Consider the following 24,108-nt stretch of genomic DNA (forward strand, 5'->3'; position numbering starts at 1 on the left):
ATTGCCCCTGGCTGCCCCAATATTTTTTAGAATTCAGGCCTGCACTTGGCTGATGCCGACCTGTCGTAACGCGGTTGCCAGGCTGTCGACCTGATGTTGTTCAGTGTCCTTGAGCTGTTGCAGTTGCTGACCCAGGGTGGGCGCCCCGAACACCCCACGCACCCCTTGGGCCACATCGCCGCCCTGCATCGACTGGCTGCCGAAGGCCTCCATCGACTCGCCCTCGGAACCAGAGTCCTGGTTGAACAGGGTCGAAAGCGTGCTGCTGCCTAACACCCCGCCATCACCCCCACCAAAGCCCAGGAACCCCTGGCCGCTACCGTCGCCGGCGGCGTCAGTGCTGAACACCTGGGCGATATAGCTCGGCGCCAGGGCGCCATGGTTGATGAAAATATCCCCGATCGGCCGCAGGCCCCCACCCACGTCCCGTAGCTCGCACCGCGGCGGGAAGCCCCGCGGCGAACCCAGGTTGCCGGTCGGCGGGGGAACGACGATCGGTTGCAGCGGCACCTCGGACGGCGGGATCACCGTGACCGGGTCGGACGTCAGGAACTCCGGTGGCGGCTTCACGTCGTTGGGCACCACGGTGTCGATCGCATAGTTGTTGGACACCGCCACGCTGGCCCCGGCGTTGCCCGTCAGGTCCCTGACGTTGCTGGTGTCCAGGGCGATGAAGTTGCTCGGGTCGGTGAGGTTCACCGTTGGCGTGAATGTCGCCGTCCAGGTCTTGCCGCCGTCGCTGGTGGTCAGGTTGGTCAGTTCACCGTTGGTGACGCTGAGGTCCGACAGGTCGAAATCCGTCACCGCTTCGCTGAAGGTGAAGGTCACTTGGGTCGTCTCGCCCACCGTCAGGTCCGGATCGGCGACGACGATGGTCGCCGTCGGCCGGGTGGCGTCGAGTGCATAGTTGCTGGAAATCGCGATGCCCACCCCGGCGTTGCCGGCCAGGTCCTGCACAGTGCTGGCGTCGAGCAGAATCAGGTTGGTGGCATCGTTGACGCCCGCAGTCGGCGTCAGTGTCGCCGTCCAGGTCAGGCCGCCGTTACTGCTGGCGAGGTTGGACAACACGCCATTGGCGACGCTGAGGTCCGACAGGTCGAATCCGGACACCGCCTCGCTGAAACTGATGGTCACGGTGGTGCTCTGGCCAATGCCCAAGGTGGTATCGCCGACGGTGATGGTCGCGCCTGGACGAACCGTGTCGATCGCGTAGTTGTTGGAGTTCACCACGTCGACACCACTGTTGCCCGAGGCGTTGACCACGCCGCTGGTGTCCAGGCTGATCAGGTTGCTGGTGTCGGTGATGCTGGTGGTCGGGGTGAAGGTGGCCGTCCAGGTGACGCCGCCGTCGGAAGAGGAAACGTTGCTCAGCGTGCCGTTGCTGATGGTCAGGTCGCTGTTGTCGAAACCGCTGACCGCTTCCGAGAAGGTGATGGTGACCTGCGAGGTTTCCCCTATCCGCAGCGCACTGTCGGCCACCACGATGGTGGCCGTCGGGACGCGTGTCTCGACCGCATAGTTGGCCGAGTCGGTCGTGCCTGTCCCGATGTTGCCGGCCGCATCGCTCACACCGGTATTGTCCAGGGTGATCACATTGCTGGCGTCGGTCACGCCCAGGGTCGGCGTGAACGTCGCGGTCCAGGTCAGGCCGCCGTCGCTGCTGCTGACGGCGCTCAGGGTGCCGTTGGCCACGCTCAGGTCAGCGTTGCTGAAACCCGTCACCGCCTCGCTGAAGGTGATGGTCACCTGGGCAGTTTCGCCCGGTTTCAACACCGAATCGCTCAGCACAATGGTGGCAGTCGGACGCTGGCTGTCGACGCTGTAGTTGTTCGAATCGGTGGTGCCGCTGCCGGCGTTGCCCGCCAGGTCGGCGACGCCGCTGTTGGCGAGGGTGATGAGATTGCTGGTGTCGGTGATGCCAACAGCAGGCGTGAAGGTCGCGGTCCAGGTGATGCCGCCGTCGCTGCTGCTCAGCCCGCTGAGCGTACCGTTGGCGACGCTCAGGTCGGCGTCGGTGAAGCCCGTCACGGCCTCATTGAAGGTGATGGTCACCAGCGAAGTTTCACCTGCGGCGATGGCCGTGTCGGCAACGACGATGGTTGCCGTTGGACGCACGGTGTCGATGGCGTAGTTGTTCGAATCGGTAGTGCCGACGCCGGCGTTGCCCGAGACGTTGACGACACCTGTATTGTCCAGGGTGATCAGGTTGCTGGTGTCGGCAATGCTCGCGCTCGGCGTGAACGTGGCCGTCCAGGTAATGCCGCCGTCGGAGGACGACACGTTGCTCAGCGTGCCGTTGCTGATGGTCAGCTCGCTGTTGTCGAAACCGCTCACTGCTTCGTTGAAGGTGATGGTTACCTGGCTGGTTTCACCGATGCTCAGGGACGTATCGGCCACCACGATGGTCGCCGTCGGCACCTGGGTGTCGATGGCGTAGTTGGCCGAGTTGGTCGTGCCCGTGCCGGTGTTGCCCGCCGCGTCGCTTACGCCGCTGTTATTCAGGACGATCAGGTTGGTCGCGTCCCGCACGCCGAGGGTCGGCGTGAACGTCGCGGTCCAGGTCAAGCCGCCATCGCTGCTGCTGACAGCGCTGAGTGTGCCGTTGGCAACGCTCAGGTCCGAATTGTCGAAACCGCTGACCGCCTCGGAAAAGGTGATGGTCACCAACGAGGTCTCACCGACACTGAGGTTGGAGTCGGCCAGCACAATCGTTGCGGTGGGACGTTCAGTGTCCAGCGCATAATTGTTGGAGTCGGTGCCGCCGACGTTGACGTTGCCGGCCAGGTCGACGATGCCGCCACTGTTGAGCGAGATGACGTTACTGGTGTCCGTGACGCCAGCGGTCGGCGTAAAGGTCGCGGTCCAGGTGATGCCGCCGTCGCTGCTGCTCAACCCTGAGATCACGCCGTTGGCGACCGTCAGGTCGGCACTGGTGAACGCCGTCACGGCCTCGCTGAAGGTGATGGTCACCAGCGAAGTCTCGCCGGCGGCAATGGCCGTGTCGGCCACGACGATGGTCGCGGTCGGACGCACCGTGTCGACCGCGTAGTTGTTCGAGTCGGTAGTGCCCACGCCAGCGTTGCCCGCGCCGTTGATCAAGCCAGTGTTGTCCAGGGTAATGACGTTGCTGGTATCGGAAATGCTCGCGCTCGGCGTGAACGTGGCCGTCCAGGTGACGCCGCCGTCGGTGCTGCTCATGGTGCTCAGGGTGCCGTTGCTGACGGTCAGGTCCGCATTGTCGAACCCGCTGACCGCCGAGTTGAAGGTCACGGTGACCACGGTGGTTTCACCGATGCTCAGAGACGAGTCGGCCACCACCACGGTCGCCGTCGGCACGTTGGTGTCGATGGCGTAGTTGTTGGAACTGGTCGTGCCGGTGCCGGTGTTGCCCGCCCCATCGTTGATCCCGGTGTTGTTCAGGACAATGAGGTTGGAGACGTCGGTGACCCCGAGGCTGGGCGTGAACGTCGCGGTCCAGGTGATGCCGCCATCGCTGCTGCTGACCGCACTCAGCGTGCCGTTGGCTACGCTCAGGTCCGAATTGTCGAAACCTGTGACCGCCTCGCTGAAGGTAATGGTCACCAGCGACGTTTCGCCGACGCTCAGCGCCGTGTCGGCCACCACGATGGTAGCGGTCGGACGCTGGGTATCGACGGCGTAGTTGTTGGAGTCGGTGGTGCCGCTGCCGGTATTGCCCGCGCCGTCCACCACCCCCGTGTTATTGAGGGTGATCAGGTTGGAGGCATCGCTGACGCCCGCGCTCGGCGTAAAAGTCGCGGTGTAGGTAATGTTGTCGCTGGTGCTCAGGCCGCTCAGGCTGCCGTTGGTGACACTCAGGTCCGCCAGGGTGAAACCGGTCACCGCCTCGCTGAAGGTGATGGTCACCACCGAGGTTTCGCCCACGGCGATGGCCGTGTCGGCGACCACGACGGTGGCGGTCGGACGCGCGGTGTCGACGGCGTAGTTGTTGGAGTCGGTGGTGCCGCTGCCAGCATTGCCCGCCGCGTCGCTCACGCCGGTGTTATCCAGGGTGATGAGGTTGCTGGTGTCGCTGGTGCTGGCGCTTGGCGTGAGCGTCCCGGTCCAGGTAATGCCGCCGTCGCCGCTGCTCAGGCCGGTGACCGTGCCGTTGGCGACCGTCAGGTCGGCGGTGGTAAAGCCGGTCACCGCTTCGTTGAAAGTAATGGTCACCAGCGAGGTTTCGCCGACGCTCAGGGAGGTGTCGCTCACGACGATACTGGCGGTTGGGCGCTGTGTGTCGACGGCGTAGTTGTTGGAACTGGTGGTGCCGCTGCCGGCGTTCCCGGCCGCGTCCGCCACACCGGTATTGGCCAGGATGACCAGGTTGGTGGCATCGCTGATGCTGGCGCTCGGGGTGAGCGTCGAGGTCCAGGTGATACCGCCGTCACCGCTGCTCAGACCGCTCAAGGAGCCGTTGGCCACGGTCATGTCCGCCAGGGTGAAACCCGTGACGGCCTCGCTGAAGGTGATCGTGACTACGGAGGTTTCACCGATCCTCAGCGCGGTATCGGTCACTACGATGGTGGCCGTCGGGCGTTGCGTGTCAATGGCGTAGTTGTTGGAGTTGGTCGTCCCCACGCCGGCGTTGCCATTGAGGTCGGCCACGCCCGTGTTGTTCAGGACAATGAGATTGGAGGTATCGGTGACAGTCGCATCCGGTGTCAGCGTGGCCGTCCAGGTGATGCCGCCGTCACTGGTGCTCAGGCCGCTGATCGAGCCGTTGGCGACGGTCAGGTCGGCCGTGGTGAAGCCGGAGACGGCCTCGGAGAACGTGATGGTGACCGTCGAGGTCTCGCCAATCCTGAGGGCCGTGTCACTCACCACGATGGACGCCGTAGGCGCCACGGTGTCGTTGACGATGTAATTGTTCGAATCGGTGGTGCCCACCCCGGCATTGCCGGCCAGGTCGGCCACGCCGGTATTGTTCAGGGTGATGATGTTGGTGGTGTCGGCGATGTTGCTGGCCGCGGTCAACGTACCGGTCCAGGTGATGCCGCCGTCGCCACTGGTCAAGGTGCCGACGGTGCCGTTCTGCACCGTCAGGTCCGCCGCGGTGAGGCCGGTCACGGCGTCGGAGAAGGTGATGGTCACCGTCGACGTGCCACCGGAGTTCAGGTTGGTATTGGCCACCACGACGGTCGCGGTGGGCGGCGTCTCGTCCGGCACATAGTTGGGGTTGATGGTGCCGCCATCGCCGTAGACGTTGGCCACCGACGCTGGCGAAACACCGGCGGTGCCCGCACTCGTCCCACCCACGCCGCTGCCGCCGACGTTGCCGGCCAGGGCGGCGAAGTTGGCGGCAGTGATCAGGATCGAGCCCTTGTTCCAGATGGCACCGACACCGACACCGCCCGCACCACCTGCCTGGAGATAGCTACCGCCCGCCCCGCCGCCACCACCGCCACCGCCGGCGCCGACGGTGTTGGAAATGGTCGAGTTGCCGATGATCCGCAGGGTCGCGCCGGTGTCGTTATAGATACCACCGACCGCACCGCCGCCGTCGCCGCCGAAGTTGTCATACCCGTCACCACCGCCGCCACCGCCGATGGACAAGCCACCGCTGGAGGCCGTGCCGCCGGCCGAACCGGTGCTGTAGCCCGGATACGCCGCACCACCCGCGCCACCCGTGGTGGAACCGCCACGCCCGCCAATGTTGAAGAAACCGCCGCCCGCGCCGCCCTGCCCGGCCGAGCCATTGGAGCCCGTGGAGTTGAGCGTGTCGCCGCCCTTGCCGCCGATACCGCTACCGACCGCACCACCGCCACCGCCGCCGCCACCGGCGTACTGCGGCGTCACACCGCCGCCGCCACCGCCGCCTGAAGCGGCGTTCGCGGTGACCGTAACGTTGCGCAGGGTCAAGGTGCCGGCGTTGTAGATGCCGCCGCCCTGGGACACCAGCGCATCGTCGCCGCCATTACCACCGTTGCCTGCCACCATGCCCCGGGTGATCACCAGGCCATCGAGGGTGGCCGTGGTGCCGGACGTCACTTGCATGATCTGGGTGCGGTTCTGGCCGTCGAGGGTCACGTCGGCGACGTTGTCATTGTTCAGGTCACCATCGATGGTGACGTTCCTGTTGACCACCAGCACCTGGGTCAGGGCGACGGTCATGCTGGTATTGAACGTGACAATGTCGCCGTTCTGCGCGGACGTCAGGGCGGCGCGCAGGGAGCCCACGCCGCTATTGAGGTTGTTGGTGGCGGTCCAGGTAGCCAGGCCCCACTGGTACTCGCTCATGGCATTGGCCGAGAGCACGTTGGCGCTTTCGATGGTGCCGGTGGCGATTTCCAGGTCCCAGTCGCCACCCAGGCCGGTGCGGTCGTTGGACGCCGCCACATCGCGGCCGGTCAACTGCGCCAATGAATCCACCAGGCTCAAACCACGCTCGCCTTCGGCGGTGTAGCAGCCATAGATCAGGATATCGCCACCGGCGTTCATGTCCTGGCCGATCTGCGCCAGCACTTCGCTACGGGCCTGGACGTTATCCGCCGACAGGTAGCTGTTGCCCAGCCACAAATCACCGGCGTTGCCGTGGGCGATGATCTGCACCGAGCTGACGCCCTGGTGGGTGTCCAGGTAATCGGCAATCTGCTGCAAGCCGTCCTTCGTGGCATCCAGCTGTACGACCTGGGTACCGGGCGCCACGCCTTCGAGCAGGCTGGCGGAATCCTTGACCCGGGAATCGACAAACACCACGGATTTGCCCGGCACGGCAGCCTGGGTGGCATCGACCTGGCCCTGGGGCGCATGGGTATCGGTCGCCTGGTCCGCCGTTGGCGTCTTGGCCGCCTCGGCAGTGGGCTGCGCGTCCGGCTGCGCGGCATCGGCCACGGTGGCCGCCCCCGCGCCGTCGAACAGCATTCGCGGTTCCAGGGACATGATCATTGGCGATGCCAGGGCCTGTGTGCCCTCGGTTACCCGCGATTTGCCTTTGCTCCACCACATGACGATCACCTGGACTCGAACTTTCTGAAACGCAAATGAAAAAAACCGCAGTCAGCTGACGGCGGCGTCGGTTTTCATACGAATGACATTGGCGGCGCTTGCAGACCCATCGCGCCAGAACGACAACTCGGCATACTTTTCAAACAGGTCCGGCGGCAACAAGGTCCGCCGGGCTTGCGGCGCGACCTTGGGCTTGACCTTATGCAGGCCGGCCACGCCCAAGGCCTGGTCGAAGGCCGGTGCGTCGTAGGTCAAGTGATTGAAATCGTGTTCGAACCAGGGCTCGCCGATGAACTCGTACACCAGGCGCATCACCCGCTCCGGGGCCTGGCTCAACAAGTCGTAGTCGACGATCAGCAGCGACTCGGCGTTCTCGCCGTAATAGGCCTCTTTGAGCGCCGTCCAGGCGAACCCCACCAGGCGGTTGCGCTGGGCCAGGGTTTCACAGCGGCTGTAGACGGTGTTGCGCTCGTCATCGTCATTGAACAGCTTGGTGTTCTCGAACGGGTTGGCACGGTAGAGCCGCTCCAGGCTGTCGAGCACCCAAGCGACGTTGCGCACACAGGCGATGGTCTTGGCTTGGGGGTACAGGTCCTGCAGGGCTGGCAGGCGGGCACACCATTGGCGGTTGGTGTCGAAGATGACCGGCTTGTCGGCTTTGTCGGCGTAGTAGGAATCGAAGAGGCCGCGCAAGAGGCGGCGGCGCAGGTCGGTGTCGATCACCGAGCCGAACTCGCTGCCGGCGCTGCATTGCTGCAGGACGCTGTTGAACAGCGTGCCGACGGGACTGGTCATGCCGGCATGAAAGCGCGGGTTCTGCAACAAAATGGCAGAGAGCAGGGTCGAGCCTGAGCGCGGCAAACCGGAAATGAAGTGAAACTGCGGCAATCCATTCACCTTTGTTTGTAGTCCTTTTGTAGCCGAAGCGTAGCCGAGGAAACAATCTTCGCCTAGTAGTACTTTGATATCAGATTCATCCCAAGCCATAAAAGAAGATGGACGGTAGCGACGCTCGGGAACCTGAATCGATTAAGCCGTGTCGCGACATTTTTCCGCCCGCTTCGCTCGGCAAAATCAAACATCCCGGTCTACGCTCAGCCGTGCGTGACCAGGCCAGGGAAACAAGGAGTCGGGCTGATCGCACTCTTGTCCTTCACGTCCGGGCACTGCAAGAACCAATCACCTGAAGGATGAGGAATCTATGGAAGTATTCATCGGCACTATCCAGTCGTTCGCCTTTAACTTTGCACCCAGGGATTGGGCGCTGTGCAACGGGCAGACGCTTGCCCTTTCCCAGTACCAGACCTTGTTCGCCCTGATCGGCGTGACCTACGGAGGCAACGGCCAGACCACCTTCATGCTACCCAACCTGCAAGGTCGCCTGCCCATGGGCCAAGGCAGTGGCCTGGGCCTGACCCCGCGGGTCATCGGAGAGATATCCGGCACCGAAAACGTCACGGCAACGCTCAACAACCTGCCCAACCACACCCATGCCCTCCCCGGCATTACCGCTTCCACTACCCTGCAGTTGGCCAACCCGGCCAGCAACCCGGTGAATACGCCCACGGCAACCAACTCGTTCATCGGCACCTCGGGCACCGGGCCGGGCTCGGCGGCGATCTATTCCGACCAGATAGGCGCTTCGCCAGTGCCGCTGCAAGGCGTGACCACCACGGTCAACGGCACGGTCGCCCCCACCGGCGGCAACACGCCGATGACGGTCATGAACCCGTTCCTGGCCATCAACTTCAGCATCGCCCTTCAAGGCTACTTCCCGTCCCGTAACTGATGAGCCGCCGGAGGGCTGCGGTCCTCCGGCCTTTTGGAGTGTCGACATGCTGCAACAGGTTCATAGCCGCCATTTCCAACCGCTGCTGGGCCAGACCGGCAGCCTGACCCTCCCCGACGGCAGCTGCCTGCCGGTGCGCTTCGAAACCCTTGAAGAAAGCCCACGGGCAAAGATGCCGAACACCGCGCGGATGCCGTTCAGCGTGGAATTCAACAGCCTGGAAGGTACTGAATTCGTCGACGGACTCTGCGCTCTGGAAGTGCCGGAACTGGGCAAGATCGAGGGGGTGTTCGTATCACGGATACCGCCCATGGGGCGGGATCCGACGCTGGGGTATTTCTACATCGCGTTTAACTGACTGGACTCATTTCAAACTGTGGTAGCGAGCTTGCTCGCGATGGCGTCAGCCCAGACGACCCGGAACCTGTGGCGAGGGAGCTTGCTCCCGCTCGGCTGCGAAGCAGTCGCAAAACCTGACAAAACTGTCCGACTGGAGAAAGACAGAGGGCCTGCTTCGCAGGCCAGCGGGAGCAAGCTCCCTCGCCACGGGTTCCGGATGGATGGAAGATCGCCTTCGCGAGCAAGCTGGCTCCCACAGGGGTACGGCGTCATTCAGTTGCCTTTCGGATACCAGACCAACCGCTCCGCCGCCGGGTTGCGCTCTTGCACTTCGAAGCCCAGCGCCAGGTAGTGCCGACGGGCGTGGGGGTTGCTGGCCCAGACCACGGTCGCCACCGGGCAGCGGATCTGTTGCGCGGCTTTCTGCACCCCTTGCAACACCGCCCGGCCATAGCCCTGGCCACGGGCCTGGGGGATGAAGGCCAGGTACAGCACGCGAATCTCATTGGGGCCGAAATCCGTACTCAAGGCGCCAATCGCAGTGCCGAGTTTTTCCACGACGTAATGCATGGCGTTGGGGAAGTTCTCGCCCAACCCTTGCTCCTGCACCTGGAACTGCTGGGCAATCACCTGCTGTACCTGTTCATGTTCGCCGTCGATCCATTGCAGGTCCGGCCGCGCCGCCTGGTACAGGCCCTGCAGGAACGGACCATCGCTGATCCGCGATGGACGCACCACCAACCCCTCTGCCGCCACCGAATCCATGCTTGCCCCCTAGGCCTAGAACCCGCTTTCCCTGACACCCAACGCCGCCAACCGCCGCCAGGCCGCTCCCAACACCGACTCGCCCTCGCCCTGCAACACCGCCACGCCACGCAGCGGCTGCACCGGAGCGGACGTGGCGTCCACCGTACTCAGGCGCACGCCGTACTGGGCCTGGACCGGCTCGGCCCGTTGTTGCGAGTCGCGGCGCACCGCAATCGGCCCGTGATGGTCGGACGTCAACGCTTGCTGTTCGACCCAGGCCACGCCGTTGGTGTCGATTTCATTCAACCGCACGGCCATCGATGTGTGCATCGGATCGTCAGCGATGAACCGGCCCGTGGCACCCGGCCCGACCCGCCAAAGCTCGGCTTCGGTGAGGTAGCCGCGCAACCGCGAATCGGTCTGCACCACCCGCGCCAGTGCCTGTGTGGGTGACAACCAGCGCCCTATCGACAGTTGCGGCAACACATCGCGCACCTGACCGGCATGGGGCGCACGCAACAACAGCCGTTCGCGCTGGGCCACCAGGCCGCGGTACTCGGCCACCGCTTCGGCCAGTTGCTGTTCGACGATGCCGGCATCGGCGGCGGTTTCGCTGCGCCCGGCCTGACGGCGCATCTGCAACTGCTGGATCTCGATTTCCCGGCGCACGATGGCCAGGCGCGACGCCATGTCCGGCGACTCCAACTCAATCAGCACATCGCCCTGGGCCACGGTCTGGCCGTCGTGCACATTCACCTGTTTGACCCGCGCCGCCACCGGCGCATGCAAGGCACTGGCGCGCCCGGCCTCGAGCATGGCCGGCACTTCCACCGCGCTGCGCCAGGGGAGCAGCAACACCAGCAGGAGTGCCAGCAACACCAGGCCACTCAGGAGCATCCGCCCGCCGTGGGCTTGCTCACGACGACTCCACCATTGCCGCCACTCATTCACGATGGGCATGAAAATGAACCACACCAATTCCACCATCATTAGAAAAATGCCCAGCACCTTGAAGAACAGGTGATAGACCGCCAAGGCAATCCCGAAAAACAACAATGCCCGCCACAGCCACGAGCCATAACCCCACACCAGCAAACGCCGACGCATCTTCGGCGACCAGGGTTCCGGCGCCGCCGCGCCATACCCGAACAAGGCTTCGCGCAGGCGCCAGCGACACAGGGCAAACGCCCGCCCCTGAAGGTTATCCACCGCCCAGAAATCACTGAGCAGGAAATACCCGTCGAAGCGCATGAAGGGGTTCAGGTTGATGATCAACGTGGTGATCCAGGTGGCGCTGGCCAACATGAACGCCGCGGTACGTGCCGGCCCGTCGGGCAACAGCGACCAGGCCAGCAGCGCGATGCACGCCAGCAGCAATTCGGCCAGCACCCCACCGGCACCGATCAGCAACCGTGCGCGGCGATCCCTGATCCGCCAGGCGTCGCTGACGTCGGTATAGAACATCGGCAACAGCACCATGAACGCCACGCCCATGCTCTGCACCCGGCAACCGGCGCGCTTGGCCATGAAGGCGTGGCCGAACTCGTGGCACAGCTTGGCGAAGAGCAACGCCGCCCCGAACGCCAGCGCACCGCCCAGGCTGAACAGGTGTGGAAACGTCGCGACGAATCGCTGCCAGTCCCGCGACACCAGGAAGATGCCAAGACCCAGGGTCAGCGGCAGGCCATAGCGCAGGCTCCCGGGGCCGAACCGCGCCAACCAGGGCCAGGCCCGATTGAGAAAGGCGTCCGGGCGCCACAGCGGAATGCGAAAAAACAGGTATTGGTGCAGCAGGATCTGCCACACGCTCTGGCGTTGCGCGGCGGTCTTGAACAGATAACTGTCACGCTGTTGCGGGTCCATCGCGCTGATCAGGTCATGACCACGCAAGAAGCCCAGCAACTGCTCCAGCGATTCCCCGTTGAGCGGTAGGCCCGGCTCGCGGTTCGCGGCCTGCAGTACCTGTTCCGGATCGCCCAGGGACCAGTGCCGCAACATGCGCATCGCCGCCGCGCCCAGTTTGAAATAGCGCCCGCGCACCGGATCGGCCAAGGTCCACTGCGGAGAACCGTCCGGGTCTGAGGCCGCCGGGGACAGTTGCGGGTCCGGCCGCAGGCTCGGCAAGTCCATGCTACAGGCCTACGCTCTGGCGCAGGCCGGCCAGCGGCCGCCGCAGCAGGTACACCGCCAGCGGGGCACGGTCGCCGAAGACCTTCGCCGTGCCTCGCAGGCCAATGCGCGGCGCCGTGGCATCGAAACGCGCATCCAATCGATACGCCAGTTGGCCGGCGGCGGTAGGCTGCGCTTCATAGGCCGAACGCTCGAGCCGGGCCAGGTGCCGCTGCAACGGGTCGCTGTCGAGAAACAACGCAACTTGCGCACCGGGCTCAAGGGCAATCGCGTCACCCACCGCCAATTCAATGCGTAACTCGGCCTGGTTTGGATCGGCGATTTCCATCAGCCGCTCACCGGTCTGCACGGGCTTGCCGAGCCAGCGCTCAGCGTCGGCAAACACCGCGATGCCATCCCGCTCGGCGCGCACTTCGCTGCGCTTGAGCAGTTCAAGTGCGTAGTTGCGCTCGGCGCGCTTCTGCTCGACGCGGGCAGCCAGCAGGTCAATCTTGGAACTGGATTCAGCGTCGGCAAACGAGCGCTGGGAATTGGCCTTGAGTTCGGCCTCGGCCACGCCCAACGCCCGCTCGGCCACATCGGCCTGGGCCTTGAGACTGGTACTTTCGAAACGCAACAACAGGTCGCCGTTCTTGACGCTCTGGTTGGGCTTGACCAGGAACTCGGCGATCACCCCATCCAACGGCGCCGCCACCACTTGCCCGCCCAGCGGTACCACTTCGGCCGGGGCCAAAACGGACTGGCGCACCGGGATCAGCAAGCCCAGCAGCAACAGCGCCACCAGCGCCACCTGGCGCTTCCGTGTCCAGCGCAGGCGCCATGGCTTGCGCGGTTGCAACGCCAACCACGCATGGCTGTAGGTGTCGCCCAGTTGCGACAGCAGCACTTGCTCCGGCGGCGTCCATGGCAGGTCGCGGGCCAACCACAAACCGCCGAACACCTGGCCCTGATGATCGATCAACGGCAGCCAGAACACTTGCCCGGCCGACAGGCTGCGCCAGTCTGCCCGGATGGATTCGCTCACCCCATCGGCGGCGATCACCCGGGCCTGGTTCAACAGGCCCTGTTTGAACAACTGCGCCACCGCCTGCTCGACAAACGCCACGAACGGCGCATTCGGCTCCACGGTAGTGACGCCGGTCACGGCCTGGACCTTGCCGGCGATCAACAACGCGGCGTGGCGAAAGCCGAACAGCGCCTGGCCGTCGTTGACCAGGCTGTAACTCAGCTGCTCCGGTGTACGCGCAGCCCTCGTCTGGCGCTCCAGATCGAGGAAGCGGGCGAACACCTGCTCGGTACTGCCCGTCACTGGCGCGTTCACTTCGACTCCGAGAAACGCGCCGTGCCGCTCATGCCGGACAGCAGGCCGCTGGCATCCGGCACGTTCGCCACCAGCAGCAGCGTCTGGCTGCCCTCGTCGATGCGCGCGCCCAGGCGCTTGACCGTCGCTTGCAACGGCTTGCCGGTTTCATCGGGGACGAAGGTAAAGGGTTGGCCGGGCTTGAGCCGGTCCATCCAGCGTGAAGGCACCAGCAGGTGAATCTCCAGGGTGCGGTTATCGACCACATCCAGCAATGGCGCGCCGGCCGCGACGCTTTCATAACGCTGGACCTTGCGCGCCACCACCTGTCCATCGAACGGCGCGATCACGCTGCAACGCTTGACCTGCACCTGGTACACCTGGGATTGCGCCTGGGCCTCGCTGAGCCGCGCCTCGGCCCGCGACACCTCGAAACGCCCAACGGATTTCAACGCCGCCAACTGCCGGTTATGGGCCAGTTCTTCACCGGCACCACGGCTGGCCGCCTGGGCCGCATTGAGCTGGGCCTGATAGGCCGAACAATCGAAACGCGCCAGGGTGTCACCCTTCTTGAACGACTCGCCCTCGCTGAACGGCAACTCGACAATCCGCCCGGCCAACTCGCTGGCCAACACTGCCTGGTCCCGTGCTCGAAGCACGCCACGCGCCTCGCTGGCCGACGCACTGGTCGAGACGTTGCTCTCCAGCAACGGATCGTCGGAAGCCGGCGTCTGCGCCTGAACCTCGCACGTGATGAAGGCCAATCCCACAACCCAACTGCTCAAACGTCGCATGACCGTTACTCCCTGACGGATGGGCGGAGTCTACGACAGCGGTGGGGGGCGTCAAGGGAGTAGCGGTGAAGAAGGGGGAATTCTCTGTGGCAACGGTGGTGTTGACCTCGCGATTTCTTCAACTTAGGATTCGCTCACTGCTCAACCCCGTACGCAGAGATTAAGTTCTCTGGCCGTTGGGGTGAAAACACCGGCTTCGGCCGGTTTTTTCGTTTCTGGGGATTGAGAACAGCTCCAGAGTTGAACGCACTCCTTGTGGCGAGGGAGCTTGCTCCCGCTGGACTGCGCAGCAGTCCCAAACCCTAACGCCTCGGTGTATCAGGCAGATCGCATTCAAATTGCTTGGGGTTGCTGCGCAACCCAGCGGGAGCAAGCTCCCTCGCCACAGGTTCTGTGATCGACGGATCATCGCGCTGCCTACTCCACCAACCTCAACACCCCATCGCAATACACCACCTCGCGCCCCAACCAAGCCACATCCACCTGAGGCAATACCGCCGAAGGCTTGCGCAATTCACGCAGCAGCGTCGAGCCGTGGGACAGGCGGCCACCCATGCGCGCGATCACCGCACGGGCGCTTTGATAGTGGGCGTGGCGACCAGGGTCCAGGGTGTCCTCCAACAGGATATCCTCGCCCAAAATACCTTGAGCCTGCCCCGGGGAAATCAAGAAACCACTCGCCTGCTCGGTGCCTTCACGGCCGTCCTGCCAGAAGCTGCCGTCACGGCTACGAATGTCCGGGTGCGGGGTGAACCAATACGCCCGGTCCACCGCCGGCATGGCGTGATGCAAGCGAAAGAAAATCCGCATCAGGTTGTCGCGATACCATTCGCGCACTTGCAAGTAATAACCGCGCAGCCCCGGCAGGCCGGCGCCATGGGCCAGGCGAATCGCCAACGGCCATTGTGGGAAGGCCTGCAACGGCAGCTCGGTCGGTGCCGGGCGTGGCGTCGCTGGGTCGGTCTCCCACGGCAGCCGATGGGGGCTGTGTTCAAGGTTGTCATAGGCGGTCGGTGGCCGTCCCAGCCAGTCACCGCCACTGCTGGCCAAGGCGCTGGCGATGCACAGGTTGCCTTGCACCACGAACACGTAGAAACGGGTAAACCAGTCGGCCAGTTGCTGGCCGTCGGCGCCTTGTTCGGTCAGTTCGCGCAGCTCTCGGTCAAAACGTCGCAAGCCGTTTTCCAGCGTCAGCAAATGCCCCCGGGCGATGCGTTGCATGCGCAGGAACAACGGCAGCGAACGCAGCAGGCGCAGTGGCCGCCAAGGCAGGTGAGGGGTGGCCCCACCGACTTCGCCGGCGTAGCTGCTGGCGCTGATGCCCCAGTCGGCCAGCCGGGCGAGAAACAGGTCATTGTTGATGTACGAAGCGCCGCCAAACACTGCCGTGAAGGGCTCGTTGTCCTGCAGCACCCGCGAATCCCAACGCGCCATGATCGCCGGAATGCTCGCCGCCGCGCGGCGCTGGGCGTACTCCACCAACACACTGGGTCGGGGCGGCAGGATCTCGGCGATGTTGGCGGCGGTCAGGTGGCGGCGCCAGCCGTAGTCGCTGATCGGCCGGTATTGCAGCAACCACAGTTGGGTGCCGTCCCAGGCCCATTCGACGTCGCCGGGCACGTAGTGAAAGACCCGCAATACGTCTTGGAGAAAGCGCCATAGCGCCTCGGCGGTCAGGCCGAGGGATGGCTTGAACGTGCCGCTGTTCCATGCCGCGCCGAGACGGGAAATAACCGCCCGCTCGGGGCTCACTTGGCCATCGGCCAACGACTCCAGGTGCCCCTCGACCCATTCCAGTTCAACGGACAGGTGACGCACGAACGCGATCCCGGACAGCCGTGGCGTGATGAAGCGCTGCACCACCACTTCCTCGACACCCGCCGCACTCAACTCGGCAATCCGCGCTGGCACGTTGTGCGTCGGTTCGCGCAGGTACGTGGTGCTCAAGCCCGCATTGGCCGCATCGGCCTGGTCTTCACCGTAACTGGAGGAGCGCACCGCCCAGGTAGCGTCCGGCTGGCCGTCCAAAAAACCCTGCAGGCGCGGATCATCGCAATGGTTGAGCGACAGCGCCGCCGGCACCGGCTGCCCCGCCAGCGCCGCGAGACGCAAGCGGCCGCCTTTGGTATGCGCGACAAAACCACGCTCGCCAGACTCCAGCCATGCCGTGAATTCAGCGGGCGAGTCGATCCATGGGTAGTGGCCCCAACCGGGCTTCAGGCTGATGGTCAGGTCGGCACGGGCCAGAATGGCCGACCAGGCCGCCGCCTGCGCGATGCCCAATACCTTGTCCTGATCGCCCCACACCAGTTCGACCGGGTCGGTAATCCACTCCAGCAATGGCAACGCGGTGTCGGCACGCACCAGATCCCAGTGCGGCACAAAGGCTCGGCAACGAGCGTAGCCGGCGCCCATGCGTTGGTACTGCGCAGGCGTCCAGGCCTGGCTGGAGAACTTGTGGGCAAACAGCGTCGGCTTGTTCGCCAGCAGCCAATGAATGGTCTTGCGAATCGGCAGTGGCGACATCAATGCCGGCAGTCGCCGCTGCCACAAAAACGCGCCCACCGGCGCCAGCAACACGCTGCGGCAAAAGTGCCCCGGTTGCCGTTGCAAGGCGTGCAGCACCAGCAAGGCGTTGACTCCGACCGCCATGATCGCGCTGCCCTTGTCCGTTGCCGCCAGCAATGCCTGCGCGTAGGCCGCCAGGTCTTCACAGGGAGCCTGAGGATTGCTGCCAAAACCAGGCAGCTCCAGCGACACCACGTCGTGGTGTTGAAAATGCGGCAACGCGTCGTCCCACCAATCGGCCGCGCTGCCGTTGCCGGCTAGCAGGTACATCCGGGGCTTACTCATGGGCGCTCCTCAGGCCAAGTCGCGCAGGGCGGCGTCGAGCGTCTGGTAACGGAACGTATAGCCGGCCTCGACGAGACGATTGGGCACCACCCGCTGGCCGTCGAAAAACAACTGGGCCATCTCACCTGCCAAGGCGCGCACCGGCGCAGCGGGAATGTGAAACCACACTGGCCGCTTGAGCACCTTGCCGACACTTTCGGCAAACAACGCCTGGCTGACCGCCTCGGGTGCCACCAGGTTGTAGGTGCCGCACAGGCTTTCATCATCGAAGGCTCGGGCGATCACTTGGATGACATCGTCGCGGTGCACCCAGCTCATGATCTGTTTGCCGTCGCCCATGCGCCCGCCGAACCCCAGGCGAAACGGAATCAGCAACGGCAGCAACGCACCGCCCGGACCGAACACCACGCCCAGGCGCATCACCACCTGCCGCACGCCCAACTCAGTGGCAGGCCGGGCTGAAGCTTCCCAACGCACACAGAGTTCAGCCATGAAGCCATCGCCCTGGGCGGCGCTTTCATCGAGACTTTCGCTGGCGTCACGCACGCCGTAAAAACCCACGGCTGAGGCCTGTATCCACAATGCCGGTTTGTGCCGGGCGTTTTTCAACCAGGCCATCAAGGCTTCGGTGGTGTTGACCCGGCTGGCAATGCGTTGCGCCTCGCGCTTGGGACTCCAACGCGGCCCAGCCACCGGGGCACCCGCCAGGTTGATCACCACATCGAACATTTCGTCATGGCCCAGCTTGCCCAGCGAACGCAGGCAGCGGGCGCGGCCGTCAAACAGATAGGCCGCCTTCAACGGATCGCGAGCCAGCACGCTGACCGTGTGCCCGGCGTCGAGCAATTGATTGACCAGGGTCTCGCCGATAAACCCGGTGCCCCCCGTGACCAGCACGCGCTTGTAGGCGCCGCCGGCAAACGGGTTGGCGGGCTTGCCCGCGCGTTGCATACGCAAGGCCGCCAAGCCGTCGCGAATCCCCGAGGCCGTGACGCCGATGGCGAACAAGGTCAGCAGCCAGCCGCGCCAACCGAGGTCGATCGCGCTCAGGCCCGTGGGCAAACTCGCCCACTGGGCCAATTGCACGCCGTACAACGCGAAGAAGGCCCCGCCGTTGACCGCCAGCACCGTGTGCATGATGCGCTCGATGGCCGGCAGCTTGCGGCTGCGGTCCTCGACCACGAAGTCCCACAGCGTCAGGCAAATCTCCAGGGCGAACAGCAGCGCGATGACAATCGCCCACGTTCCCTCGCAGGCCAGATGCGCCATGCCCAGGAACAGGAGCCCGTAAAAGCACGAGCGCAGGGCGTGGATAGAGAGCTCCAGCCGAGCACTGTGGCGATAGGGCAAGGCGACGGTGAGTTCGTGGTGATACAGGGTATCCAGCGCACCGAGGATCGCTTGGGCAATCAGCAGGGTGATGGCCCAGTCCAGCAATGAAAAATCAGCCATGGTTGGAATCACTCGGCGCGTTGTCAGTCAGGGAGGTATGGCGGTCGTGGCGATAGAGCCAGAACAGCGGCGGCAATAAAACGAGCAGTGCGAAGCTGTCGAACCACAGGTGCGACCAGACCTGTGCCTGGGCGGAAATCCACATGTCCTGGGGTGCCCACAGCAGGATGCCGGCGATCAGCCAACCCCAGGGCATGGCGCGCTTCAATCGATTGCCGATGTGGACGAGGGCGAGCATGTACAGCGCGTAGCTTTGCAACGTGGCGCCGAACAAGGCCAGCCACCAGACTTGTTGCGCGTGGGCCGTCGCGGGCACGGCATTGGTGCCCCAGAACGCTTGTTCGATGGTGTTCAGATAGTGATCGAGCAAGCCAGAGTGACCAGCCCAGGTCAGCGTGACGCCGGCGAGCAGGTGCATCAGGGCCGCCGCGTACAACCAAACGACCAGGGCTTTGCGAAGGGTGCGGTGAGGGGTTGGCATTCCATGTCCTAAAGGCTTGCTTGAGGGCGGCCAGTCTAAAGGAAATGGGAGGGGCTTTACTGGGCTAATTGTGGCGTGGGGATTTAGCGAAATGTCACATCGCCCTCTGGAGCGTAGGAGCTGTGTAGGAGCTGTGTAGGAGCTGTCGAGTGCAACGAGGCTGCGATCTTTCCCTAGACACTTGAGTCCCAAGCGAAAGATCAAAAGATCGCAGCCTCGTTGCACTCGTCAGCTCCTACAGGGTGCAGCCCAGCGGAGCGGTGTGCTGCTTGCGTACAGCAACGTCCTAGGAGATTTCCTTCGAGTTGCGGCGATGTTGGTGAACTTGTCCGCCTTTAGGCTCACCGCTAGTCTGGGTTTGTCACTGAAAAAAGGGTGACACGGACGTGCAAGTCCGAAATATCTGTTTAGGGCGAAACAGCCCATGCCATTCAGCGATCTCAGTTGGATTCGCTGCGTAGCAAAGGCTCCTTACTGGTCGTTTAGGAGTTCCCCAATGACAACAGCAGAAACGAAGCCCACTTCACCCAGCTCCAGCACACTCGACGAAGCAGCCCAACGCGCCCTCGATTACTACCTCAACCCCAAACCGACCGATGAAACCTCGGGCAAAACCCAAACCGCCCAACTCTTCATGGTCGCCCCTGATATCGACACCGAAACCCTGCTGGCCAATGCTTCCGAAGACCTGCTGTCCATCAGCGCCATCGCCGCCGACCTGGCTGATGATGTCGACGGTTCGCGCCGCAGCGTGATCCTGGCGATCAGTCGGATGGCCGAGGGGGTGCATTTGTTGGTGGAGCGGGCGATGGATCGGCTGGAGGTTCAAGCGGCGGGCTGACATACCTGTGGTGAATTGAGGATTGCCATCGCGAGCAAGCTCGCTCCCACAGGGTTTTGTGTCGAACTCAATATCGAGATCAACACCGATCAACTGTGGGAGCGAGCTTGCTCGCGAAGGCGTCAGCCCAGGCAACCCAACCCCCGTGGCGAGGGAGCTTGCTCCCGCTGGCCTGCGAAGCAGGCCCCCGGCATTCCTTCAGGCACACCGCATCGCCGGATTTTGCGACTGCTGCGCAGCCGAGCGGGAGCAAGCTCCCTCGCCACAAGGGTGTATCACTGGCTCACCGCTGCATCCCCCAACGCTTCACCGTCACCCGCTCCAAACTGTCGAACACCAGGTTCTCCACCAGCAACCCGATGAGGATCACCACCGCCAACCCGGCAAACACCTTGTCGGTATACAACTCGTTGCGGTTCTGGAAGATGTACCAGCCCAAACCGCCCTTGCCGCTGGTGGCGCCAAATACCAGCTCGGCGGCGATCAGGGTGCGCCAGGCGAACGCCCAGCCGATTTTCAGCCCGGCGAGGATCGACGGCAGCGCCGCCGGGATCAGGATGAACAAGACAAAGCGCAGGCCCTTGAGCCCGTAGTTGCGCCCAGCCATGCGCAGCGTTTCCGACACGCCAAGAAACCCCGCATACATGTTCAACGCCAGCGCCCACAGCACCGAATGCACCAGCACGAAAATCAGGCTGTTCTGCCCCAGGCCGAACCACAGCAGCGCCAACGGCAACAAGGCAATGGCGGGCAGCGGGTTGAACATCGAGGTCAAGGTCCTGAGCAGGTCGCGGCCCAACTGGGTCGACACCGCCAGGGTAGTCAGGCCAAACGCCAGGAGGATGCCCAGCAAATAACCCTTGAGCAGCACCACCAGGGAAATCCACACTTTGCCCAACAGCTCGCCACTCAGCATTCCGTCGTACAAAGCGCTGGTGGTCTGCAAAAAGCTCGGCAGCAGCAGGTCGTTATTTTGATAGCGGGCTACTCCTTCCCACAGAACCGCCAGCACAATCAGGATCAGCGCTTTACGCAGCCAACCCTGTTGCCAGAGGCGCTGGCCCAGGGGCAACTCCCGCTCCAGCGGCACGTGGGTCAGGGGTTGCAGGTCGACTTCGTATTCTTCGCGCACAGGCGATAATTGGCTCATAAACACTCTCTTTTCAGATCCTGGCACCGCCCCGTAGGAGCTGCCGAGCGAAGCGAGGCTGCGATCTTCCCCCTGACGCTTGAGTCTCGGACGAAAGATCAAAAGATCGCAGCCTCGTTGCACTCGACAGCTCCTACAGGGTCAGTAGGCGATACGGATGTCGGTGAAATCCAGCTCACGCTCGGCGTCCGGCAACTGGCCTTGCTCGAACAGCAACGAATGAATCCGTCGCGCCGTGTGCTGGAAACCCACGCCGCCGAGGCTGTGCAGGTCGTATTGATGGCTGTGGATTTCCGCCCTCACCCGTCCCGGGTGCGGCGACAACAGCAAAATACGATTGCCCACCACCAATGCCTCTTCAATGGAGTGGGTGACAAACAGCAACGTGAAACGCACCTCCTCCCAGAGCAGCAGCAATTCCTCCTGCATCTTGCGCCGGGTCAGGGCATCGAGTGCGGCGAAAGGTTCGTCCATCAAGAGGATTTTTGGTTGCATCGCCAGCGCCCGGGCAATGGCGACGCGGGCCTTCATGCCACCGGACAAGGTGTGGGGGTAGGCATCGGCAAACGCCGCCAGGCCGACCTTGTCGAGGTAATGCAGCGCCCGCTCCTCGGCCTCGCGACGCTTGAGCGTGCCCGACGCCAACAGCGCGATCATCACGTTCTGCTTGACGGTTTTCCACGGCGGCAATTGGTCGAACTCCTGGAACACCACGATGCGATCCGGGCCTGGCGCGTTGACGGTTTGGCCTTGCAGGCGAATTTCGCCTTCGCACGGTGCGATAAACCCACCAATGGCCTTGAGCAGCGTGGACTTGCCGCACCCGGACGGGCCGAGCAATACAAAGCGGTCCGCCGGATCGACCTCGAAACTCACTTGATGGGTGGCCCGCACCACACGCTGCGGGGTGCGGTATTCCAGGCTGACGTTGTCCACTGACAGCAGCGCAGTGTCAGCGGAGGTGGCGTTGCTGGCCGCGTGGCCTTGCAATGGCGCGTTCATGACGATCAGCTCCCCTGCAATGGCTTGGCGTCCTGGAAGAAATAATCTTCCCACGACGCTGGTTTGTGCTTGATGGCGCCGACGCGGTAGAGGAACTCCGCCAGCGGGTAGGTGTTTTTCGGGGTGTCGGTGAATTCGATCTGCGGGTTGTCGATGATCTTCAGCAAGGTCGCCCGGTCGATCTTGGCCTTGGTCACCCGCAGGTAGATGTCCGCCGCCGCGCCTTTGTCCTTCTGGGCGAACTCGGCCGCTTCAGTCAGCGCCTCGACGAAGGCCTTGTAGGTCTTCGGGTTTTGATCGCGGAATTTCTCGGTGGCGAACAGCACCGTGGGTGAATTCGGCCCGAGCACGTCATAGGAATTGAGTACGACGTGGACGTTGGGATTTTGCAGGGCCTGGTCCTGGAACGGCGGGTTGGAAAAATGCCCGGTCAACTCGGTGCCGCCGGCAATCAACGCGGCCGTGGCGTCCGGGTGCGGGACGGCCAGGGTGTACTTGTCGAGGCGATTGAAGTCCTTGTCGCCCCACTGCTTGGCGGCGGCGAATTGCAGGAACCGCGACTGCACCGACACCCCCACCGCGGGGACCGCGATGCGGTCCTTCTCGGTGAAGTCGGCGATGGTCTTGACGTTCGGGTTGTTGCTCAACAGGTAATAGGGAAAGTTGCCCAGGGAGGCCACAGCCTTGACGTTCTGCTTGCCACGGGTGCGGTCCCAGACCGTCAGCAGCGGTCCGACGCCAGCCCCGGCAATGTCGATGGAACCCGACAGCAACGCATCGTTGACCGCCGCGCCGCCTGATAGCTGGGTCCAGTCGACCTTGATGTCGATGCCCTCCTCCTTGCCATGCTTCTCGATAAATTGCTGGTCGCGGACCACGTTCAGCAACAGGTAAACGATGCCGAACTGTTCGGCGATGCGAATCTCCCCCTCGGCGTGGGCGCTGGCGGGCGCGACGAGGCTGCCGGCCAGCAAACTGAACCCCAGGCCGATGGCGGCGGCCAGCGGGGCAAAAGCAATGCGTGTGGACATGGCGATTCTCCGGGCTTTTTGCGCGAGGCGCAGCCGATCAGAAAGGGGCGTCGCCCGGGATGGTGGTGCGGTACAGCTTGCGGCGCAGATGACTCGGGCAACCGGCGGCCAGGTGAATCAGCGAGCGGTGGTCCCAGAACACCAAGTCGTGGGGCTGCCATTGATGGCGATAGATGTTCTGCGGCAGCACGCTGTGGGCATACAGATCCGTCAGGATGGCTTTGCTTTCATCTTCCGGCAGGCCGACGATGCGGGTGGTGAAGCCTTCGCTGACGAACAGCGCCTTGCGCCCGGTTTCCGGATGGGTGCGGACGATGGGATGCACGACTTCGGCGACCTGGGCCAGTTGCTCAGGCGTGAGCGTCGGGCGCCAGTTGCCTTCGAATTTGGTCTCGCTGTAGCGCGCCGTGTAGGAGTGCGCCGCCGAACGGCCCTCCACCGCTTTACGCAGCGCTTCCGGCAACCCGTCCCAGGCCTTGTGCATGTCAGCGAACAGCGTATCGCCGCCTTCGCTTGGCAGCTCCTGGGCATGAAGCATCGAGCCGAGGCTGGGCAGTTCTTTATAGGAAAGGTCTGAATGCCAGAACTTGCCGGCATCCCCCAGGCCGATGGATTGGCCGTTTTCGATGATGTTGGAAACGATGAGGATTTCCGGATGCCCGGCCAGCAGGAATTGCTTGAGCACATGGATCTGCAGCGCGCCAAAACGACGGCTGAAAGCAATGTGCTGTTCGGGTGTGATGCGTTGGTCGCGAAACACCACGACGTGATAGTCCAAGTGGGCGCGGTGGATGCGGGCGAAATCCTGGTCGTTGATGGGGCTGGACAAGTCCAGGCCAACGATCTCGGCGCCTACGGCATCGGGGAATGGACGGATGTCGAACGACTGCGGCGCGATGTTCGCGGCATTTGAATCTGGAGAAAAAGAGACGACTGGCATACATCACTCCCACGCACGGCGCGCTTGAATGGGCGCGCAATCGATCAAAACTCACGGCGTTACCGTGTTGGTTTGTGTCGTGCGGCGCGCCGATTGGTCGGCAGGTACGCAGGGGAATGACTTTAAAGGTATAAGAAAAGTAATTTAAATACTAAAAACGCATAACCATATGGCAGAACCGGTGGGAGCGACTCTGATCCTGTGGGAGCGAGCTTACTCGCGATGGCGTCAGGTCAGACACGCATCTGTCGCTGACACATTGCTATCGCGAGCAAGCTCGCTCCCACAAGGGT

Annotated in this window: 16 protein-coding genes; 3 read left to right on the forward strand and 13 right to left on the reverse strand. The window is 63.6% G+C overall.

Annotated features, from left to right (window positions below):
• Positions 1–33: 33 nt before the first annotated feature.
• Positions 34–6,966 carry an Ig-like domain-containing protein gene (locus HGO40_RS18780; RefSeq protein ID WP_250964230.1) on the reverse strand — a complete coding sequence of 2,311 codons (6,933 nt, stop codon included), beginning with the start codon at positions 6,964–6,966 and terminating at the stop codon, positions 34–36.
• Between the two features lie 51 nt (positions 6,967–7,017).
• Entirely contained in the window at positions 7,018–7,863 is an 846-nt protein-coding gene (locus tag HGO40_RS18785; RefSeq protein WP_250964231.1) for a sulfotransferase family protein, read from the reverse strand.
• A 304-nt stretch (positions 7,864–8,167) separates the two neighbouring features.
• Here HGO40_RS18785 and HGO40_RS18790 point away from each other — a divergent pair, with 304 nt between their 5' ends.
• Entirely contained in the window at positions 8,168–8,755 is a 588-nt protein-coding gene (locus tag HGO40_RS18790) for a phage tail protein (protein WP_250964232.1), read from the forward strand.
• A gap of 46 nt (positions 8,756–8,801) precedes the next feature.
• A complete protein-coding gene (locus HGO40_RS18795) occupies positions 8,802–9,113 on the forward strand; it encodes a DUF6916 family protein (protein WP_250964233.1) in 312 nt (103 codons plus the stop codon).
• Between the two features lie 254 nt (positions 9,114–9,367).
• Here HGO40_RS18795 and HGO40_RS18800 read toward each other — a convergent pair whose 3' ends face one another.
• From HGO40_RS18800 to HGO40_RS18830, 7 genes are all read right to left on the reverse strand, one after another.
• Entirely contained in the window at positions 9,368–9,859 is a 492-nt protein-coding gene (locus HGO40_RS18800; protein WP_186709457.1) for a GNAT family N-acetyltransferase, read from the reverse strand.
• A gap of 15 nt (positions 9,860–9,874) precedes the next feature.
• Positions 9,875–11,971, reverse strand: coding sequence for a site-2 protease family protein (locus tag HGO40_RS18805; RefSeq protein ID WP_250964234.1), 2,097 nt, complete (start codon positions 11,969–11,971; stop codon positions 9,875–9,877).
• Between the two features lies 1 nt (position 11,972).
• Complete coding sequence (locus tag HGO40_RS18810; protein ID WP_250964235.1) at positions 11,973–13,292, reverse strand: efflux RND transporter periplasmic adaptor subunit; 1,320 nt, start codon at positions 13,290–13,292, stop codon at positions 11,973–11,975.
• Complete coding sequence (locus HGO40_RS18815) at positions 13,289–14,065, reverse strand: efflux RND transporter periplasmic adaptor subunit (protein ID WP_250964236.1); 777 nt, start codon at positions 14,063–14,065, stop codon at positions 13,289–13,291. Before HGO40_RS18815 ends, HGO40_RS18810 begins: the two co-directional genes overlap by 4 nt.
• A 417-nt stretch (positions 14,066–14,482) precedes the next feature.
• On the reverse strand, positions 14,483–16,918 hold the full coding sequence (locus HGO40_RS18820) for an alpha/beta hydrolase (RefSeq protein WP_250964237.1): 2,436 nt from the start codon (positions 16,916–16,918) through the stop codon (positions 14,483–14,485).
• A gap of 9 nt (positions 16,919–16,927) precedes the next feature.
• Positions 16,928–18,370, reverse strand: coding sequence for a TIGR01777 family oxidoreductase (locus tag HGO40_RS18825; RefSeq protein WP_250964238.1), 1,443 nt, complete (start codon positions 18,368–18,370; stop codon positions 16,928–16,930).
• Positions 18,363–18,851 carry a cell division protein gene (locus HGO40_RS18830; protein ID WP_250964239.1) on the reverse strand — a complete coding sequence of 163 codons (489 nt, stop codon included), beginning with the start codon at positions 18,849–18,851 and terminating at the stop codon, positions 18,363–18,365. The genes HGO40_RS18825 and HGO40_RS18830 overlap by 8 nt, the downstream gene beginning before the upstream one ends.
• Positions 18,852–19,347: 496 nt before the next feature.
• Here HGO40_RS18830 and HGO40_RS18835 point away from each other — a divergent pair, with 496 nt between their 5' ends.
• Positions 19,348–19,692 (forward strand): DUF6124 family protein, encoded by a 345-nt coding sequence (locus tag HGO40_RS18835; protein ID WP_250964240.1) that lies wholly within the window; start codon positions 19,348–19,350, stop codon positions 19,690–19,692.
• Positions 19,693–19,975: 283 nt separating this feature from the next.
• Here the strand turns inward: HGO40_RS18835 and HGO40_RS18840 are convergent, their stop codons facing one another.
• The 4 genes from HGO40_RS18840 to HGO40_RS18855 form a co-directional block, all read right to left on the reverse strand.
• Positions 19,976–20,842 (reverse strand): ABC transporter permease, encoded by an 867-nt coding sequence (locus HGO40_RS18840; RefSeq protein ID WP_250964241.1) that lies wholly within the window; start codon positions 20,840–20,842, stop codon positions 19,976–19,978.
• 141 nt (positions 20,843–20,983) lie between these two features.
• Positions 20,984–21,844 (reverse strand): ABC transporter ATP-binding protein, encoded by an 861-nt coding sequence (locus HGO40_RS18845; protein ID WP_250964242.1) that lies wholly within the window; start codon positions 21,842–21,844, stop codon positions 20,984–20,986.
• 5 nt (positions 21,845–21,849) lie between these two features.
• Entirely contained in the window at positions 21,850–22,875 is a 1,026-nt protein-coding gene (locus HGO40_RS18850) for an ABC transporter substrate-binding protein (protein WP_250964243.1), read from the reverse strand.
• 37 nt (positions 22,876–22,912) lie between these two features.
• The gene (locus HGO40_RS18855; RefSeq protein ID WP_250964244.1) at positions 22,913–23,815 is read right to left on the reverse strand and encodes a TauD/TfdA dioxygenase family protein; all 903 of its coding nucleotides are present in this window, start codon (positions 23,813–23,815) and stop codon (positions 22,913–22,915) included.
• Between the last annotated feature and the right edge of the window lie 293 nt (positions 23,816–24,108).

It is taken from the genome of Pseudomonas sp. CG7 (genome assembly GCF_023701885.1).
Taxonomy (GTDB): domain Bacteria; phylum Pseudomonadota; class Gammaproteobacteria; order Pseudomonadales; family Pseudomonadaceae; genus Aquipseudomonas; species Aquipseudomonas zanjanensis.

What these genes read in the sequence shown, in the direction of transcription:
- HGO40_RS18840 (WP_250964241.1), bottom strand. Translation starts at nt 20,842, where the DNA reads ATGAGCCAATTATCGCCTGTGCGCGAAGAATACGAAGTCGACCTGCAA.
- HGO40_RS18830 (WP_250964239.1), bottom strand. Translation starts at nt 18,851, where the DNA reads ATGCCAACCCCTCACCGCACCCTTCGCAAAGCCCTGGTCGTTTGGTTG.
- HGO40_RS18855 (WP_250964244.1), bottom strand. Translation starts at nt 23,815, where the DNA reads ATGCCAGTCGTCTCTTTTTCTCCAGATTCAAATGCCGCGAACATCGCG.
- HGO40_RS18795 (WP_250964233.1), top strand. Translation starts at nt 8,802, where the DNA reads ATGCTGCAACAGGTTCATAGCCGCCATTTCCAACCGCTGCTGGGCCAG.
- HGO40_RS18845 (WP_250964242.1), bottom strand. Translation starts at nt 21,844, where the DNA reads ATGAACGCGCCATTGCAAGGCCACGCGGCCAGCAACGCCACCTCCGCT.
- HGO40_RS18825 (WP_250964238.1), bottom strand. Translation starts at nt 18,370, where the DNA reads ATGGCTGATTTTTCATTGCTGGACTGGGCCATCACCCTGCTGATTGCC.
- HGO40_RS18800 (WP_186709457.1), bottom strand. Translation starts at nt 9,859, where the DNA reads ATGGATTCGGTGGCGGCAGAGGGGTTGGTGGTGCGTCCATCGCGGATC.
- HGO40_RS18850 (WP_250964243.1), bottom strand. Translation starts at nt 22,875, where the DNA reads ATGTCCACACGCATTGCTTTTGCCCCGCTGGCCGCCGCCATCGGCCTG.
- HGO40_RS18815 (WP_250964236.1), bottom strand. Translation starts at nt 14,065, where the DNA reads ATGCGACGTTTGAGCAGTTGGGTTGTGGGATTGGCCTTCATCACGTGC.
- HGO40_RS18835 (WP_250964240.1), top strand. Translation starts at nt 19,348, where the DNA reads ATGACAACAGCAGAAACGAAGCCCACTTCACCCAGCTCCAGCACACTC.
- HGO40_RS18790 (WP_250964232.1), top strand. Translation starts at nt 8,168, where the DNA reads ATGGAAGTATTCATCGGCACTATCCAGTCGTTCGCCTTTAACTTTGCA.
- HGO40_RS18820 (WP_250964237.1), bottom strand. Translation starts at nt 16,918, where the DNA reads ATGAGTAAGCCCCGGATGTACCTGCTAGCCGGCAACGGCAGCGCGGCC.
- HGO40_RS18780 (WP_250964230.1), bottom strand. Translation starts at nt 6,966, where the DNA reads ATGTGGTGGAGCAAAGGCAAATCGCGGGTAACCGAGGGCACACAGGCC.
- HGO40_RS18805 (WP_250964234.1), bottom strand. Translation starts at nt 11,971, where the DNA reads ATGGACTTGCCGAGCCTGCGGCCGGACCCGCAACTGTCCCCGGCGGCC.